General features: G+C 54.6%; 14 protein-coding genes and 1 riboswitch. Of the genes, 6 read left to right on the top strand and 8 right to left on the bottom strand.

The genetic code is table 11. The features are described from left to right. Window positions 1-625: 625 nt before the first annotated feature. Window positions 626-1126: a flavin reductase family protein gene (locus CQ011_RS08290; protein ID WP_105676558.1), complete on the bottom strand. Its 501-nt coding sequence runs from the start codon at window positions 1124-1126 to the stop codon at window positions 626-628. 106 nt (window positions 1127-1232) lie between these two features. Next, a riboswitch (SAM riboswitch) is annotated at window positions 1233-1349 on the bottom strand. A 189-nt stretch (window positions 1350-1538) separates the two neighbouring features. On the opposite strand from CQ011_RS08290, the gene CQ011_RS08285 reads away from it, so the two are divergent. The 4 genes from CQ011_RS08285 to CQ011_RS08270 all read left to right on the top strand — a co-directional run bounded on the left by CQ011_RS08285 (window position 1539) and on the right by CQ011_RS08270 (window position 6155). Beyond that, on the top strand, window positions 1539-2660 hold the full coding sequence (locus CQ011_RS08285; protein WP_105676555.1) for a PQQ-dependent sugar dehydrogenase: 1122 nt from the start codon (window positions 1539-1541) through the stop codon (window positions 2658-2660). A gap of 139 nt (window positions 2661-2799) precedes the next feature. Next, window positions 2800-4404, top strand: a complete 1605-nt coding sequence (locus CQ011_RS08280) for an acyl--CoA ligase family protein (protein WP_105676553.1) — start codon at window positions 2800-2802, stop codon at window positions 4402-4404. A gap of 89 nt (window positions 4405-4493) precedes the next feature. Further along, a complete protein-coding gene (locus CQ011_RS08275; RefSeq protein WP_105676551.1) occupies window positions 4494-5072 on the top strand; it encodes a dihydrofolate reductase family protein in 579 nt (192 codons plus the stop codon). 129 nt (window positions 5073-5201) lie between these two features. Then, complete coding sequence (locus CQ011_RS08270; RefSeq protein WP_105676548.1) at window positions 5202-6155, top strand: hypothetical protein; 954 nt, start codon at window positions 5202-5204, stop codon at window positions 6153-6155. Between the two features lie 68 nt (window positions 6156-6223). Here CQ011_RS08270 and scpC read toward each other — a convergent pair whose 3' ends face one another. Together scpC and CQ011_RS17975 are read right to left on the bottom strand one after the other, a co-directional pair. After that, window positions 6224-7741, bottom strand: a complete 1518-nt coding sequence (gene scpC / locus CQ011_RS08265) for a succinyl-CoA:acetate CoA-transferase ScpC (RefSeq protein WP_502692877.1) — start codon at window positions 7739-7741, stop codon at window positions 6224-6226. A 204-nt stretch (window positions 7742-7945) separates the two neighbouring features. Beyond that, window positions 7946-8278: a helix-turn-helix domain-containing protein gene (locus tag CQ011_RS17975; protein WP_219844196.1), complete on the bottom strand. Its 333-nt coding sequence runs from the start codon at window positions 8276-8278 to the stop codon at window positions 7946-7948. A gap of 213 nt (window positions 8279-8491) precedes the next feature. Between CQ011_RS17975 and CQ011_RS08255 the strand changes: the two genes are divergently transcribed. Then, entirely contained in the window at window positions 8492-8794 is a 303-nt protein-coding gene (locus tag CQ011_RS08255; RefSeq protein ID WP_105676545.1) for a PadR family transcriptional regulator, read from the top strand. A gap of 9 nt (window positions 8795-8803) precedes the next feature. Continuing rightward, window positions 8804-9187, top strand: a complete 384-nt coding sequence (locus tag CQ011_RS08250; protein ID WP_105676541.1) for a hypothetical protein — start codon at window positions 8804-8806, stop codon at window positions 9185-9187. A 71-nt stretch (window positions 9188-9258) separates the two neighbouring features. Here the strand turns inward: CQ011_RS08250 and rplI are convergent, their stop codons facing one another. The 5 genes from rplI to CQ011_RS08225 all read right to left on the bottom strand — a co-directional run bounded on the left by rplI (window position 9259) and on the right by CQ011_RS08225 (window position 13244). Next, window positions 9259-9717, bottom strand: coding sequence for a 50S ribosomal protein L9 (gene rplI, locus CQ011_RS08245; RefSeq protein WP_096255151.1), 459 nt, complete (start codon window positions 9715-9717; stop codon window positions 9259-9261). 17 nt (window positions 9718-9734) lie between these two features. After that, complete coding sequence (gene rpsR, locus CQ011_RS08240; protein WP_026820365.1) at window positions 9735-9974, bottom strand: 30S ribosomal protein S18; 240 nt, start codon at window positions 9972-9974, stop codon at window positions 9735-9737. Window positions 9975-10036: 62 nt separating this feature from the next. Next, entirely contained in the window at window positions 10037-10627 is a 591-nt protein-coding gene (locus tag CQ011_RS08235; protein WP_105676539.1) for a single-stranded DNA-binding protein, read from the bottom strand. 54 nt (window positions 10628-10681) lie between these two features. Next, window positions 10682-10978 carry a 30S ribosomal protein S6 gene (rpsF, locus tag CQ011_RS08230; RefSeq protein ID WP_105676536.1) on the bottom strand — a complete coding sequence of 99 codons (297 nt, stop codon included), beginning with the start codon at window positions 10976-10978 and terminating at the stop codon, window positions 10682-10684. A gap of 175 nt (window positions 10979-11153) precedes the next feature. Next, window positions 11154-13244 carry an acyltransferase family protein gene (locus CQ011_RS08225; protein WP_105676533.1) on the bottom strand — a complete coding sequence of 697 codons (2091 nt, stop codon included), beginning with the start codon at window positions 13242-13244 and terminating at the stop codon, window positions 11154-11156. Window positions 13245-13299: the final 55 nt, after the last annotated feature.

Raw genomic sequence — 13299 nt, 5'->3', positions numbered from 1 at the left:
AACCTCTGGGAAATACCCTTGTGCCCCGATGGCAACGCTCAAGCATGTCACTGCCGACCGACGCTATAGCGTCAGCGGTACCTGTGGATATATCAGTCCCAAAGCCAACAGTAGGTCTCTTATCCATAGCCGTAAACTCGGTTATCCACAAGATCTGTGGATAAACAGGCTCTCGCTGTGGATGAACCTGTGCGTGACTTGGGGAGAAGCTTGTGGATTACCACACTTAAACTCATCAAAATATGCCCTGACTTGCATTAACATATTTCCATGCCTGTGGACAGAAAGTTTATTTCTTTGTAGAGACAACCTTCTCAAATTACGTTGTCCACAGGATAAAGTCCGGAATTGCGGTGTTTTTCGACGCATAATCAAACTTATCAACGCACCATCCACAGAGGTGTGGATAGTTTTGTGGATAATCAACGGTCTTAGAAATCGGTAGTCACAGGGACTATAAGCTACTGAGCCGTAACTTTGGGCGAAGTAATCCACAATTAAACCCAAAGGGGCCCGCGTCGACATGTGACGCACCAAGTCGCCGGAATCAATTCGAGACCCACTGCTTAAACAGCATCGCGCCGCCAACCCCTTGATCAAGAGGTTGGCGGCGCGAAAAAGCTATTTAGACGAATTCCGGGACCGGTAATGCGTGAAATCGTGAATCATGGAAAATCGATGGAAGATGCTCAGCAACCTTATGGCCATGAACTTCAAGCAGCACCACCCAGTGATCCCCCGCTTCAACCTCACTGTAAATTGAGGTGTCGAGCCATAGCGTGGAGTCCTCAATGAACAATGAACCATCAGCGCTACCGTGTGTATCAATACCGTGGAACCGATCGCCCTTCTTAGATGCGATCTGCCCACAGACTCCTTCATTACGTTCGCTGAGCACCGAGACACCGATACGGTTAGCACCGCGCAACTTTGGCCAGGTATTTGAGGTCTTCTGCACCGCAAACATCACTAGCGCGGGTTCCAATGAGACGCCGACGGTGAACGAGGAGGCAACAATTCCCGTTTTCTCGCCGTTGATATCGGCGCATAGCGCGGCAACTCCGGATGGGTGCTGGGCGAAAACTTTGCGTAACGTCAGCGCGTCAAGCTCTTGATTCAAAGACATGCTTTGCTTCCTTCACTTCATACACACCGGTACGGCGACGGTCGGCGACAGGACAAAAGCATCTACTGCTTGCTTTGGCCCGCCGTCGAAGGTTTTACGCCTCGATGTGCGGTACTTGTATCGTGCGGTGTTGCACGACACCGAATCCTCACCTGGAGCACCCCGCTACCGTATAGAGGGTTGCCGGCCAGCTAGCCAGGGCTTTTTACTGACGCTCATGATTCTGATTAAACGATATTGGGCAACGTGCGTAACCGTCAAACAAATTGCTTCGCAAATCGAAATATTCGACCTGAAATTCGATGAGCACTCAATTTTTGTTGACAAATCAGAAAATTATTCATTTTCGACGTTGCTCAAGCTTGTCCCAAATCTCCCTTGCGCATTGACCCAATGTTGCTAGCCTGATCCCATGCGTCCCGGACCAGTTGCCATCGGTAATACCAGTGCTTGCCTCGCAATTGCTCTGGCCTGCGCTGTTTCCATAACGGCTTGCACTGCGCAGCCAGCAACAACACCAGACGCCCTCTCCAGCAGTGCTACTGCACCACAAGCAGCTGAACCTCGTGTCGTTGCTGACGAACTAAACGCTCCGTGGTCGATGGTTTTCGCGGAAACTACGCTCTTGGTTTCGGAACGTGATTCTGGACGAATTTTGGAAATAGATATGGAAGGAAACCAGTGGGAGGTTAACAAACTCGACGACGTAGTTCACGGCGGTGAGGGTGGATTGCTCGGTCTGGCTTATCAACGGCCGTTTCTGTTCGCTTATTCGACCGCCGCCGAAGGGAACCGAATCCAACGCTTCGAGGTCACCGGTGAGGCTGGAAATCTGAGCCTCACAAATCCACAAACTCTTATTTCAGGGCTACCTTCGGCCACAATTCACAATGGCGGACGATTGGCCATCGGGCCAGATTTGATGCTCTACGCAACCGTTGGTGATGCGGGAGATGAATCTTCGGCTCAAGATTTAGACAGCCTCGGTGGAAAGATTCTGCGGCTAACCACCGACGGTGAAGTTCCGGAAGATAACCCTTTTCCCGATTCACCGGTATTTAGTTTCGGTCATCGTAATCCGCAGGGACTCGCCTGGGCGAGTGATGGAACCATGTATGCCAGCGAGTTCGGGCAAAACCGCTGGGACGAGCTGAACCTGATCAGGGCGGGGGCCAACTACGGTTGGCCGGTTACCGAAGGGATCGCCAATAATGCTAACTACGTGGATCCCCTCCAACAATGGAGCACTGAGTCCGCGAGTCCTAGTGGCATGAGCATTCACCAAGACGTACTTTATCTGGCTAACTTACGGGGTGAAAGGTTGCGAATTATCGATTTGAGCTCACCGAGTGATTCCACCGAAACCTTCACCGGCCGCTACGGAAGGTTTCGAGATGTGGCGGTCAATGCTGCCGGCGAACTTTGGGTATTGACCAATAACACCGACGGTCGTGGCACCGCGCAGGAATCTGATGACAGGATTCTCGGTATTTTCCCGCAAAGTTTAGTCAGTGACTCAGTCACTGACCGCTGAATTTCACCCACTCGACGCAATGAGACTGCGTTTCTTTGTTTGACCCTGAGGTTCATGCCACGATATTAGATGGAAGTGCTTCAGCTCACATGGGCATATTGAAGTAAGCCACACCGATGAATCGAAGGATGTCGCGCACATGGTCATGACTCAGGCAAACCATTCGGAACTCACCCCTCTGCGCTTCTTACAGCGCTCGGCCGAGGTTTATCCAACCAAGACCGCGATCGTTCACGGCTCGCGAAATTACAGCTACGCAGAATTTGCGTCCCGCGTGCAACGCTTTGCGCACGTCATCAAGGCGCGCATCAACCCAGGTGACCGAGTAGCCGTATTGGCCCCCAATACTCCAGAAATGCTGATGGCGCACTACGCGGTACCACTGGCAGGAGGCGTGCTGATCGCTTTAAACACGCGACTCACCGCCCACGAACTGCGCTACATTATGGATCATTCCGAGGCGAAACTACTTTTTGCCGACACTGAGCTGTTGACTAATACTTCGACCTTGCGGGCCGAGATTTTGAGCCTCGAAGCGCTGATCGAGATCACCGATGACCAGTACACCGGGCAACGCCCCGAGGTTGCTGTGGACGGGACACTAGAGGAACTGCTTGACACCGCCTCGACCGCGGAACCACTGGCCTATGAGGTGGCAGATGAGCGCGCACCCATCGCCTTGAATTACACCTCGGGCACCACTGGGAAGCCCAAAGGAGTGCTCTACTCGCACCGTGGCAGCTACCTCAACTCGCTCTCCGAGGCGCACCATCAGGGTTTCACTACCAAAACCCGCTACCTCTGGACACTACCAATGTTCCACTGCAACGGGTGGTGCACACCGTGGGCAGTCACCGCAGCCGGTGGCACCCACCTTTGCCTGCGCGGCGTCCGCGAAGATGCAGTCTGGGATGGCATTGAAGAACTGGGTGCAACGCACCTCTGCGGAGCTCCCACGGTCTGCTCAATCATTGCCGATGCACCGCGCGCTCACCAGCTCCAAGAACCACTGCGCATCACCACCGCTGGCGCACCACCTTCGCCAGCGATTATCGCCAAGCTTCAAAAATTGGGTATTGAGGTAGTCCACGTTTACGGCCTGACAGAGGTCTATGGTCCCTACACGATCTGCGAATATCAAGACGAGTGGGATCAGCTGGGCGAAGATGAGCGTGCATCCCTGCTCTCACGCCAGGGCGTGGGCATGCTGACCGCAGAAAGTGCTCGGATAGTTGACGAGAATATGGTGGACGTCCCCGCCGATGGACAGACCATGGGTGAGATTGTTTTGCGCGGAAACAACGTCATGATTGGGTACTATCGTGACGACGCGGCCACCGAGCAGGCATTTGCCGGCGGCTGGTTCCACACCGGAGATCTTGGGGTCATGCATCCCGACGGCTACATCCAGGTGCGTGACCGGGCGAAGGACATCATCATTTCTGGTGGCGAGAATATCTCCACCATTGAGGTGGAACAGGCGTTGGCTTCCCACCCGGAAGTGTTGGACTTGGCGGTCGTGGGAGTGCCTGATGAGAAGTGGGGAGAGCGTCCGGTCGCCTATGTCATCCGAGCCAGCGGGTCCACCCTAGATGAGGAGACCTTGATCGGTTTTGCGCGCGAAAAACTCGCCGGATATAAGGTCCCCCGAACCATCGTCTTCCCACAGGATCTGCCACGTACCTCCACCGGCAAAGTACAAAAGAATGTCCTGCGTGCTCAAGAGTTGAGCGAAACTAATTAATTGCGCACCCGGCATTAACTTCAGGGTTCCGCGCTCCTCCGATCAGGCGTAAGGTGAGTTGCACTTGGCGCATTACCCCGGGAGTCATCATGCCTGCTACATATACCTTTGACGTGTTTTCAAGTCTCGACGGATTTGGTGGTGCCTCGGGAAATTGGGGTGGCTATTGGGGTAAACAAGGCCCCGAACTTCTAGCTCGTCGGTTAGAGCACTATGCCTCCCCCTGTCATATGGTTTTCGGCGCCAACACCTTCAACCTGTTCGCACAGTTTTGGGCGCAGGCCGATGAAAATTCGGATGTTGATGACCCGTGGGGCGAGGCGATGCATAAACAGCCCGCCACCGTTATTTCCAATACGCTGACCGGAGTTTTGGACTGGCCTGATGCCACGCTAGAGCGTGGTGACGCACTAGCGGTGGTGCCACGGTTAAAAGCTGAATCCACGGTTCCATTGCGTTCACACGGATCTTTGTCCATGAATAGGGCACTTATGGCAGCAGGGCTGGTTGATTTTGTTCAGCTAACCATCTTCCCTGCACTGACCGGACTCACAGGTCAGGATCCAATCTTCGCCGGCGTTGAGGACTTCGACCTTGAACTGGTGGACTCAAGGCTGCTTGATGGGCGTACCCAAGAATTAATTTATCGTCCTAGCCTGCATCATTAAGAACGTCAGGCAACTGCTCAGAAATCTCAAAATTGGCGTCATGCTCAAAATGATGGCTCCCACAAGTATTAATTCACTATAAGCTCGGAGATAAACACCAGTTATTCACTTCTTGCTTAGGAAATTACCGTGCCACAGCGAAAAATACTTCCGGCTGTTCTTGGCGTCATCGCTGCCTTGGCAATGGTCTCGTGCACCACACCTCCAACGACCACGGAAACATCTAGTCCCTCAGCGCACGAGTCGAAACTTGCCCCCTCGTCTCCCGCTCCCCTTGCAGATCTCACTGCGCAAATGCTCAAATCCGCAAAGATTCCCTCGATGTGTGGTTTCCCAGCTGGAAAACTCGTTGACGGAGCGCTGCCTGCAAAACATCCGGAATACCCCAACGCGAGCGCTCCAGCCCTTGCAGACTCGAAGCTCACCGTCGCCACTGACCTCACCGGCGACGGGGTGAAAGAATTGGCCACAGCGTTCTACTGCGACAAGGGCGGCGTAGCGTGGCCCGCACACATCCAGCTTTTTGAGAGCACCGCGAAGGGCATCGCCCCACTGGGTAAGCCGTTCTTGATGGGTGACGTCAATGGCGGGGCACGCGGGGTTCCCAGCTCCTTGAAGGTCAAAGGTAAGAAGTTGATCATTACTGACCGGGAGCTTTTGACCACCGAACCGGCCGCAGCGCCTAGCGGACAGATCAAGGCGACCTTGGCATGGAACGGTAAGCAGTTAGTCGCCGAGTCTATAGAAGATCTGGCTGCGACAGACCGAGGAATCTTGGATCTCTCACTGGTCAATGGAACGTGGTGTCCAGGTGACGATGTCACCGCGAAACAAGCTCCTGGCTGCTTAGAAATTAAATACCCTCAGGCCACCCATCCAGATGGTGATGTTTCAATTCTCAACTTCTGGGTCAACAACGGTTTTGCGGCGTTGAACTACTCCGGTGCACCGTTGGCCACGTTCTATGCGCCAGGAACCAAAATTACAGATCCTGCGAACCCGAAGCTGCCGACCGGCCACTTGAACGAAGTACGTATGTACAACAACCAGACTCAGGGATTCTATCTTCGCGAATCTAAATAAAAGATAGACAAAGCGAAGGCTGGACCTTGATTCAAAAGAGTCAGGGTCCAGCCTTGAGTGTTCTCTAGCTACTTAGCCAAGCGCATATCGCCGGTCTCGAAGTAGCGCTGATGCATGGCAAGCGCCTCACCCAATAGGTGTGGGGTGTGCTTGCCGTAGCTATCCTTGCGTGCGCGGTCGAAGTAGTCCTGCAACATTGGACGGTATTCGGGGTGCGCGCACTTGTCGATGATCAGCTGGGCGCGCTGCTTAGGTGAAAGTCCACGCAGATCGGCTAGACCCTGCTCGGTAATCAGGATCATCGTGTCATGTTCGGTGTGGTCCACGTGGCTGGCCATCGGCACGATACCGGAGATCTTGCCGCCCTTAGCCACCGATGGGGACATGAACACCGACAGGTAGCCGTTACGGGCAAAGTCGCCCGAGCCACCAATACCGTTCATCACATGGGATCCGAGCACGTTAGTGGAGTTGACGTTGCCGTAGATGTCGGCCTCGATCATGCCGTTGAGCGCAATGCAGCCCAACCGGCGAATGATTTCCGGGTGATTGGAAATCTCCTGAGCACGAAGCAAGATCCGCTCACGGTAGTGATCCACGTGCTTGTTGAACTCGTCGATACCATCGGCAGACAACGAGAAGCTGGTGGCGGAGGCAAACTCGATGGTGCCGTCCTTGATCAGCTCCAACATTCCGTCTTGGATGACCTCGGTGTAGGCGGTGAGGCCCTTGTATCCGCCACGAGCCAGTCCGGCTAGTACAGCGTTGGCAATATTGCCCACGCCGGACTGCAATGGCAGTAGTTTCTCGGTCAGTCGTCCCTGACGGATCTCATAGTCCAAGAAATCCAGTAGGTGATCTGCAATCTGGGTGCTGGTCTCGTCTACCGGAGCGAAGGGGCTCAAACGGTCTGGTGCATCGGTTTCAACAACCGCAACCACCTTGGTGACGTCAATATCCATGTACTTCTGGCCGATGCGGTCACGCACCGTGGACAGGTTAATGGGTTTGCGGTGCGGAGGCAGCGCGGTGCCGTAGTAGATGTCATGCATGCCATCCATTGCGGCCGACTGCTGGGTGTTGACCTCGATGATGATCTGGTCTGCCATTTCCAGCCAGGTCTTATTGTTGCCCACCGAGCTGGAAGGGATCAGATCACCCTCTGCGGTCACGCCGACTACCTCGACGATAGCTACGTCGATCTTGCCATAGAAGCCGAACCAGGCGTGCTGAGCGACGTGGGACAGGTGAATGTCCATGTACTCCATGTTGCCGTCGTTGATTCGGCGGCGTAGCTCGGGGTCAGACATATAAGGCAGGCGCAGGTTCATGCCCTCGGCCTTAGCGAGCACGCCATCGAGCTCTGGTGCAGTCGAGGCGCCGGTCAGCACGTTGATCTTGAAGTCTTGACCCTGAGCGTGCTGACTTTCCATCTGCGCGGCCAAGGCGCCAGGAACCGCTTTCGGGTATCCCGCACCGGTGAAACCACTCATGGCCACCGTCATTCCGGGTTTGATAAAAGTTGCTGCCTGTTCGGCACTCATCAAACGATCGATAAAGGCCCGGTGGTGAATACGCTCGTGCAAAATAACCCCTTCTAAACTTCCTTGTGATGCAGATTAGTAACCCGCATCTCACCGGAACACTTTAGCCGGTATTCGCCGTTGATTTCACCGCGGCTAGGGCTTTTGCACGAGAGTTCAGAGTTTTAGCGATGAGCTGTCTTCAATTTGCGCTGACCGGTCTGGCCTTGACACCTTATATGCAGTAATTTGACCCGCCTTGTTTACTTATCCAAGGTCCACGTGAATTGCTTCACCGACAGCCTTCACTTTGAGCTGTCCACCCAGCGCTTCAACATATCGCCGCAGCGTTGCCACCTGCACGCGGTCCAAATCTCCGGCTTCCATACGTGCAACCCGGTCTACGCTGAGCTTCAGGGCTGTTGCAAGCTCCACCTGGCTCAGCTGTGCGTCTTCGCGCATTTCGCGCAGCGAAAGCTTGCGAGACTCAATTTTCACCGAACGTCGATGTTCGGCAACAGCCTCACGCTGGGCATCAGTTAATACATCCGGATCCGCAAAAGCAAAGCCCACGTGTTCCACCGTTCTCTCGTTGTTCAAAGCTAGTTACTCTCACCTCTGAGATTAGGTGTGATCGGGGTCTTTCCCAATGATTGTGACGGTCTTGGTGGGGGTCATTTGGATGAACAATGACCCAATGCCCAGTTACGTCTCTCGGCAGAACTCCGCGAAGCAACGGTGACTTGAGCAAAGCCTCAAATGTCATCCGAAAGTACTATTGGAACCCGAATATGTATGAATCATACTTAAGGCATGAACGCGAATAAGACAGTTCATCAGGTAAAGCGCTCAACACTACCGGTGATCATCTTGAATCAGCTAATGAATGAGCCAGCACACGGCTATTCATTGCTATCCAAACTTGAAGAACACGGTCTGACAGGGATCAAAAGCGGCACCCTCTACCCATTGTTGCGAGTGATGGAAGAGTCCGGAGATATCGTCTCGGAGTGGGAAATCACCGACCGTGGTCCAGCACGCAAGACCTTCAGGATCACCAGCCAAGGCCAAGCAACTCTGCAAGAAGTTCGAACCTGGCTACGCCAGATAACCTAGGAGAAAACGATGAAAAGCACTACAGACTATCTCTCCGAGCTTCGCTTCAATCTCTCTCAACGGAATCTGGACGTCGCCACCATTCGTGACATTGTGCGCGAAGTTGAAGCAGAGAGCAGCAACTACGACGAAGCTACAGTTAGCTTCGGAAGCCCCGACGAATATGCGGATTCCTTTCCCAAAAAAGCTACCCCCAAGGGCCACCAAACATTCGTGATCATCGGCGTGGTCTTGGGATTCTTGTGGCCAGTACTGCAGATTATCCTTCGCGACCCAACGGCCGGGAGCATGAGTAATTGGGCAGTCACGTGGCCACCTGCACTCGGATTCGTAGCGCTGGGGATCATCATTGATTTCTCACGTGCTATCGCGCGGTCTCGCAAGAGCCGTTAAACGTCAAAGGGTGATGCACTCCCCTTGCGGAGAATGCATCACCCTTTGAACAGAAATGAGTCTAAAAAGACTTACTTCTTGGCTGCAGCAACAACCTGAAGCTTCAGGTTTGCAACAACGTCCTCGTGTACGCGAACGGTTGCGGTGTAGTTGCCAGTCGACTTGATGTGGTCGTTGACCTCAACGTTGCGCTTGTCGATCTTACCTAGGCCAGCAGCTTCAACCGCAGCAGCAATGTCTGCGGTCTTCACGGTGCCGAACAGGCGGCCGTTGGTGCCAGCCTTCATGGTGATTTTCACCGGCTGGGACTTCAGCTTCGAAGCAAGTGCCTGAGCATCCTCAAGGTTTGCTACGGCGCGAGCAGCGCGAGCAGCCTTGATGGACTCAACCTGCTTCTCGCCACCCTTGGTCCAAACGAGTGCAAACCCGCGTGGAAGGAGGTAGTTACGGGCGTAGCCGTTCTTTACCTCAACAATGTCGCCTGCAGCACCCAGACCGGATACTTCGTGAGTCAGAATGATCTTTGCCATTTTATATCCCCTCTTCCTTAGCCGCGGCCAGCGCCGGAGTAAGGCAGCAGGGCTACTTCACGTGCGTTCTTGATAGCCTGTGCGATCTTGCGCTGTTCCTGAACCGATACGCCGGTCACGCGACGAGCGCGAATCTTTCCGCGATCAGAAATGAACTTGCGCAGCAACGCTACGTCCTTGTAGTCGATGACAGTGATGTCAGCGGCCTTCAAGGGATTGGACTTTGGTTTGGGCTTACGGATTTCAGCCTTAGCCATCGTGGAGCTCCTTAGGTTTGGAGCCCGCAGAGAGATCTGCGGGATGGTGAATAAATAGTTTTTTAGAAAGGTGGTTCGTCGCTGCCTGGGTTACCCCAGCCACCGCCGCCACCGCCGCCGTTGTTACCGCCGGTGCTCCACGGGTCGTTGGATGGAGCATTCCATCCGCCGCCCTGCTGTGGCTGCTGCTGTTGCTGCGGCTGAGCTTGTGGGGCATTTTGCTGCGGAGCGTTGGAGAATCCTCCACCGCCACCGTTGTTGCCAAAGCCTCCCTGGCCACCGCCGGAGCGCTGGGTGCGGGTTACCTTGGCGGACGCAAAGCGGAGCGACGGGCCGATTTCATCGACCTCGAGCTCCATGACGGTACGACGTTCGCCTTCCTTGGTGTCATACGAACGTGAGCGCAGACGACCCTGGGCGATGACTCGCATGCCCTTGGTGAAAGTCTCCGCAACGTTCTCTGCAGCCTCACGCCATACCGATGCGCGCAAGAACAGGGCTTCCCCGTCCTTCCACTCATTGGACTGGCGATCAAAGGTGCGAGGAGTCGAAGCGATCGTGAAGTTCGCTACGGCTGAACCGGACGGCGTGAAACGCAGCTCCGGATCGGCGGTCAGGTTTCCGATAACGGTAATAACAGTCTCGCCTGCCATTGACTCTCCTTAGTCAGAATGAACGTTTGTCGTACAACGAAAGTGCAAGCGTAATTAAACGCGAGCCTCTTCCGGACGGGTGACCTTGTGACGCAGGATCAGCTCGTTGATCTTGAGCAGACGCTCAAGCTCGGACGAAGTAGCTGGATCCGCGGTGTAGTTCACCACGATGTAGGTGGCTTCCGCCTTCTTCTGGATCTCGTAAGACATCTTGCGACGTCCCCAGATATCGACCTTGTCGATCGTTCCACCGTTTGAGCGAACAACTTCGAGGTACTTCTCGAGAGTTGGCTCTACGGTGCGGTCATCGACCTCTGGATCGATGAGGACCATAAGTTCATAAGCACGCATGTGAACCCACCTCCTTTGGGCTAAACGGTCGCGGCATTTCCGCAACAGGAGGTTCTTGCGTTATCCATGCACCGCGGCACCCAAGTTTCGGGCGTGCAGTAGCACAGACCTTCCAATCCTACCTGAGATAGGTGCAATGACAGAACCCTAGGTGTCCTAGATCATGCACCGAATTTCATTGACCATTCATTGCCGATTCGAGACGTTCCCCAAACACTGTGGCCAGAGTACGCATGTAGGTATCGGAAATGTGGTGCTTGTCCCGGTAGACCAGCACATTGCCGATCACCGACGGGCATCGCCCGTCGATACAAAATTGATCACTGAAGTCCAAGACCTTCACCCGCGGCTCGAGTTTGGCCGCCTGCTTGGTGACGTCCCCCGATTCGAATGCTGCCGATTTATCGAAGCTGCAGGCCTCGGGGTCCGCGGAATGCTCTTCCACGCAATCACGGGCATATTCATCTTTGGGTGGCCGCGGGGTATCAACCACCGCATACACCGGCAAACCGGCATCTTCTAGCTTGCTCCACTGCTGCGCATAACCCTGTGCAGCATCATCCACAAAGCTGGCTCCAGCCCAGTTCGCAGCAACCACTGCATTAATATCGCCCCTGCTTTTCAGCTTCTCCAGAGTCTGCTTGTTGGCTTCGGAGCAGTTGATGCCCCCATCGCGTTCCGCGGTGCGTTCCGTAGCGCTAAACGGGCAAGAGTTCTTCAAATATGTGACAACCTTCCAGCCTCGCTCTTTGGCATGTTCGGATAGTGCTTCGAACCAGTGCGCTGCATGGGAATCCCCAACAAGAGCCACGGTGAAGGTTGCGTTTTTACTCCCGAATTCGCATTCTTTGATCTGCGTCGATTGGGGATCTTGGACACACGCTCCCAAATCTGGTTGATCATCCTCGGCTGTGGCAGGCACCGGGATGATCTGTGTGGTCTCCGGGAGGTATGCCGGAGCTCCGGAGCCCACCGAGGCGGCACCTAAACCCGCCGGTGGATCTTGGATCAGCTGGGCGACTGCTTGCTGATCCTTTTCAATGCTTTCTCGTTGCGCGATACCAGGTATGAGTGCCGTTCCTGCCACGACTGCCACCGCCGCTGCACCGGCAACCAGCGAAAGCTTTGCCGAGCCGGCTAACGGCGTAAATCGCCGTGCCGGCGACTCAACAAACTTCAAGCTCGCCCAGGCGAAGACCAACGACCCAGCTAGCAGGACGAGCGATTGAATCGGATTTGGATCATGACCTAGAAGATGGGTAACGAAGACGATCAGTGGCCAATGCCAGAGATAGAGCGAGTAGGAAGCTAAGCCGACCCATTGCACCGGCTTCCACTGAACCAGGAGGTGCAGAGAACCAAGCCCCCGAGTATCTCCCGCGACAATAATTGCCGCACAGCTAAGCACCGGTAGGGCTGCGGCGATTCCGGGGAACACGGTCTGCGCATCGTAAGTCAGCGCAGCACCCAGAATCGAGAGCAAGGAGATGAGCACTAGCCCATTTCGCACTGCCCAGGACTCGGTCCACCGAGGAAGGGTGAAGGATCCGTTTGCGTGCGCATCCATCAATACAGCGAGCAGTCCGCCAACGGCTAACTCCCAGATGCGGGTGGTGGTGATGAAATATCCGGCAGCATCACCGGAGTATCCGGTGAAGATCGAGTAGCCCAAAGAGATCAGTGCGATAAGCATAAAGCTGAGAAATATGACTCGCCGTCGGGATGCAAACCGGTCAGTTCGTGGGCCCGGAAGGTTTTGCTTAACCAGCAGGCAGACGGCGAGTACTACCAATGGCCAGAAAAGATAAAACTGTTCTTCGACTCCGAGAGACCAGAAATGTTGCAGTGGCCCGGCGGCTTCTTCGGCGGCCAAGTAATCAACCGAATCTGCTGCGAGCACCCAGTTCTGCACTGAAAAGGTGGAGGCGAGCGCCTGAATCCCCAAAGTTCCCCACAGCGTCTTAGGGAGAATCAGTAGCCCCGCAACAACCACCACAACAATGACCAGCATGGCGGCGGGCAAGATTCTGCGTGCTCGGCCGGCGAAGAACGAGGCAAAATTCACCGTTCCGGTGCGTTGTGCTTCGCGGAGTAAATGTGAGGTGATCAGAAAACCGGAAATGACGAAGAAGATATCCACGCCGATATACCCACCAGGGAGCACACCTGGCTCTAAATGGTAAGCAACCACCAACAGGACCGCTAAGGCGCGTAGCGCCTGAATTTCAGGCCTGAAACTTTTGATTTTTACCGGTGCTGAACTCATATTCTTTGATCAGACCAGTTCCTGGTGAACAGCAGGTAAGCACCGGGCATCCGCA

The organism is Arthrobacter sp. MYb213, from assembly GCF_002979915.1.
Lineage (GTDB): Bacteria > Actinomycetota > Actinomycetes > Actinomycetales > Micrococcaceae > Glutamicibacter.
The sequence above is the reverse complement of the archived record's forward strand: the minus strand, read 5'-3'. Positions and strand labels throughout refer to the sequence as shown.

Excerpts from the sequence above, each read along its gene's own strand:
- CQ011_RS08255 (WP_105676545.1), top strand. The coding sequence starts at position 8,492 with ATGAACGCGAATAAGACAGTTCATCAGGTAAAGCGCTCAACACTACCG.
- CQ011_RS08280 (WP_105676553.1), top strand. The coding sequence starts at position 2,800 with ATGGTCATGACTCAGGCAAACCATTCGGAACTCACCCCTCTGCGCTTC.
- CQ011_RS08225 (WP_105676533.1), bottom strand. The coding sequence starts at position 13,244 with ATGAGTTCAGCACCGGTAAAAATCAAAAGTTTCAGGCCTGAAATTCAG.
- CQ011_RS08250 (WP_105676541.1), top strand. The coding sequence starts at position 8,804 with ATGAAAAGCACTACAGACTATCTCTCCGAGCTTCGCTTCAATCTCTCT.
- rplI (WP_096255151.1), bottom strand. The coding sequence starts at position 9,717 with ATGGCAAAGATCATTCTGACTCACGAAGTATCCGGTCTGGGTGCTGCA.
- CQ011_RS08290 (WP_105676558.1), bottom strand. The coding sequence starts at position 1,126 with ATGTCTTTGAATCAAGAGCTTGACGCGCTGACGTTACGCAAAGTTTTC.
- rpsF (WP_105676536.1), bottom strand. The coding sequence starts at position 10,978 with ATGCGTGCTTATGAACTTATGGTCCTCATCGATCCAGAGGTCGATGAC.
- rpsR (WP_026820365.1), bottom strand. The coding sequence starts at position 9,974 with ATGGCTAAGGCTGAAATCCGTAAGCCCAAACCAAAGTCCAATCCCTTG.
- CQ011_RS08285 (WP_105676555.1), top strand. The coding sequence starts at position 1,539 with ATGCGTCCCGGACCAGTTGCCATCGGTAATACCAGTGCTTGCCTCGCA.
- CQ011_RS08275 (WP_105676551.1), top strand. The coding sequence starts at position 4,494 with ATGCCTGCTACATATACCTTTGACGTGTTTTCAAGTCTCGACGGATTT.
- CQ011_RS08235 (WP_105676539.1), bottom strand. The coding sequence starts at position 10,627 with ATGGCAGGCGAGACTGTTATTACCGTTATCGGAAACCTGACCGCCGAT.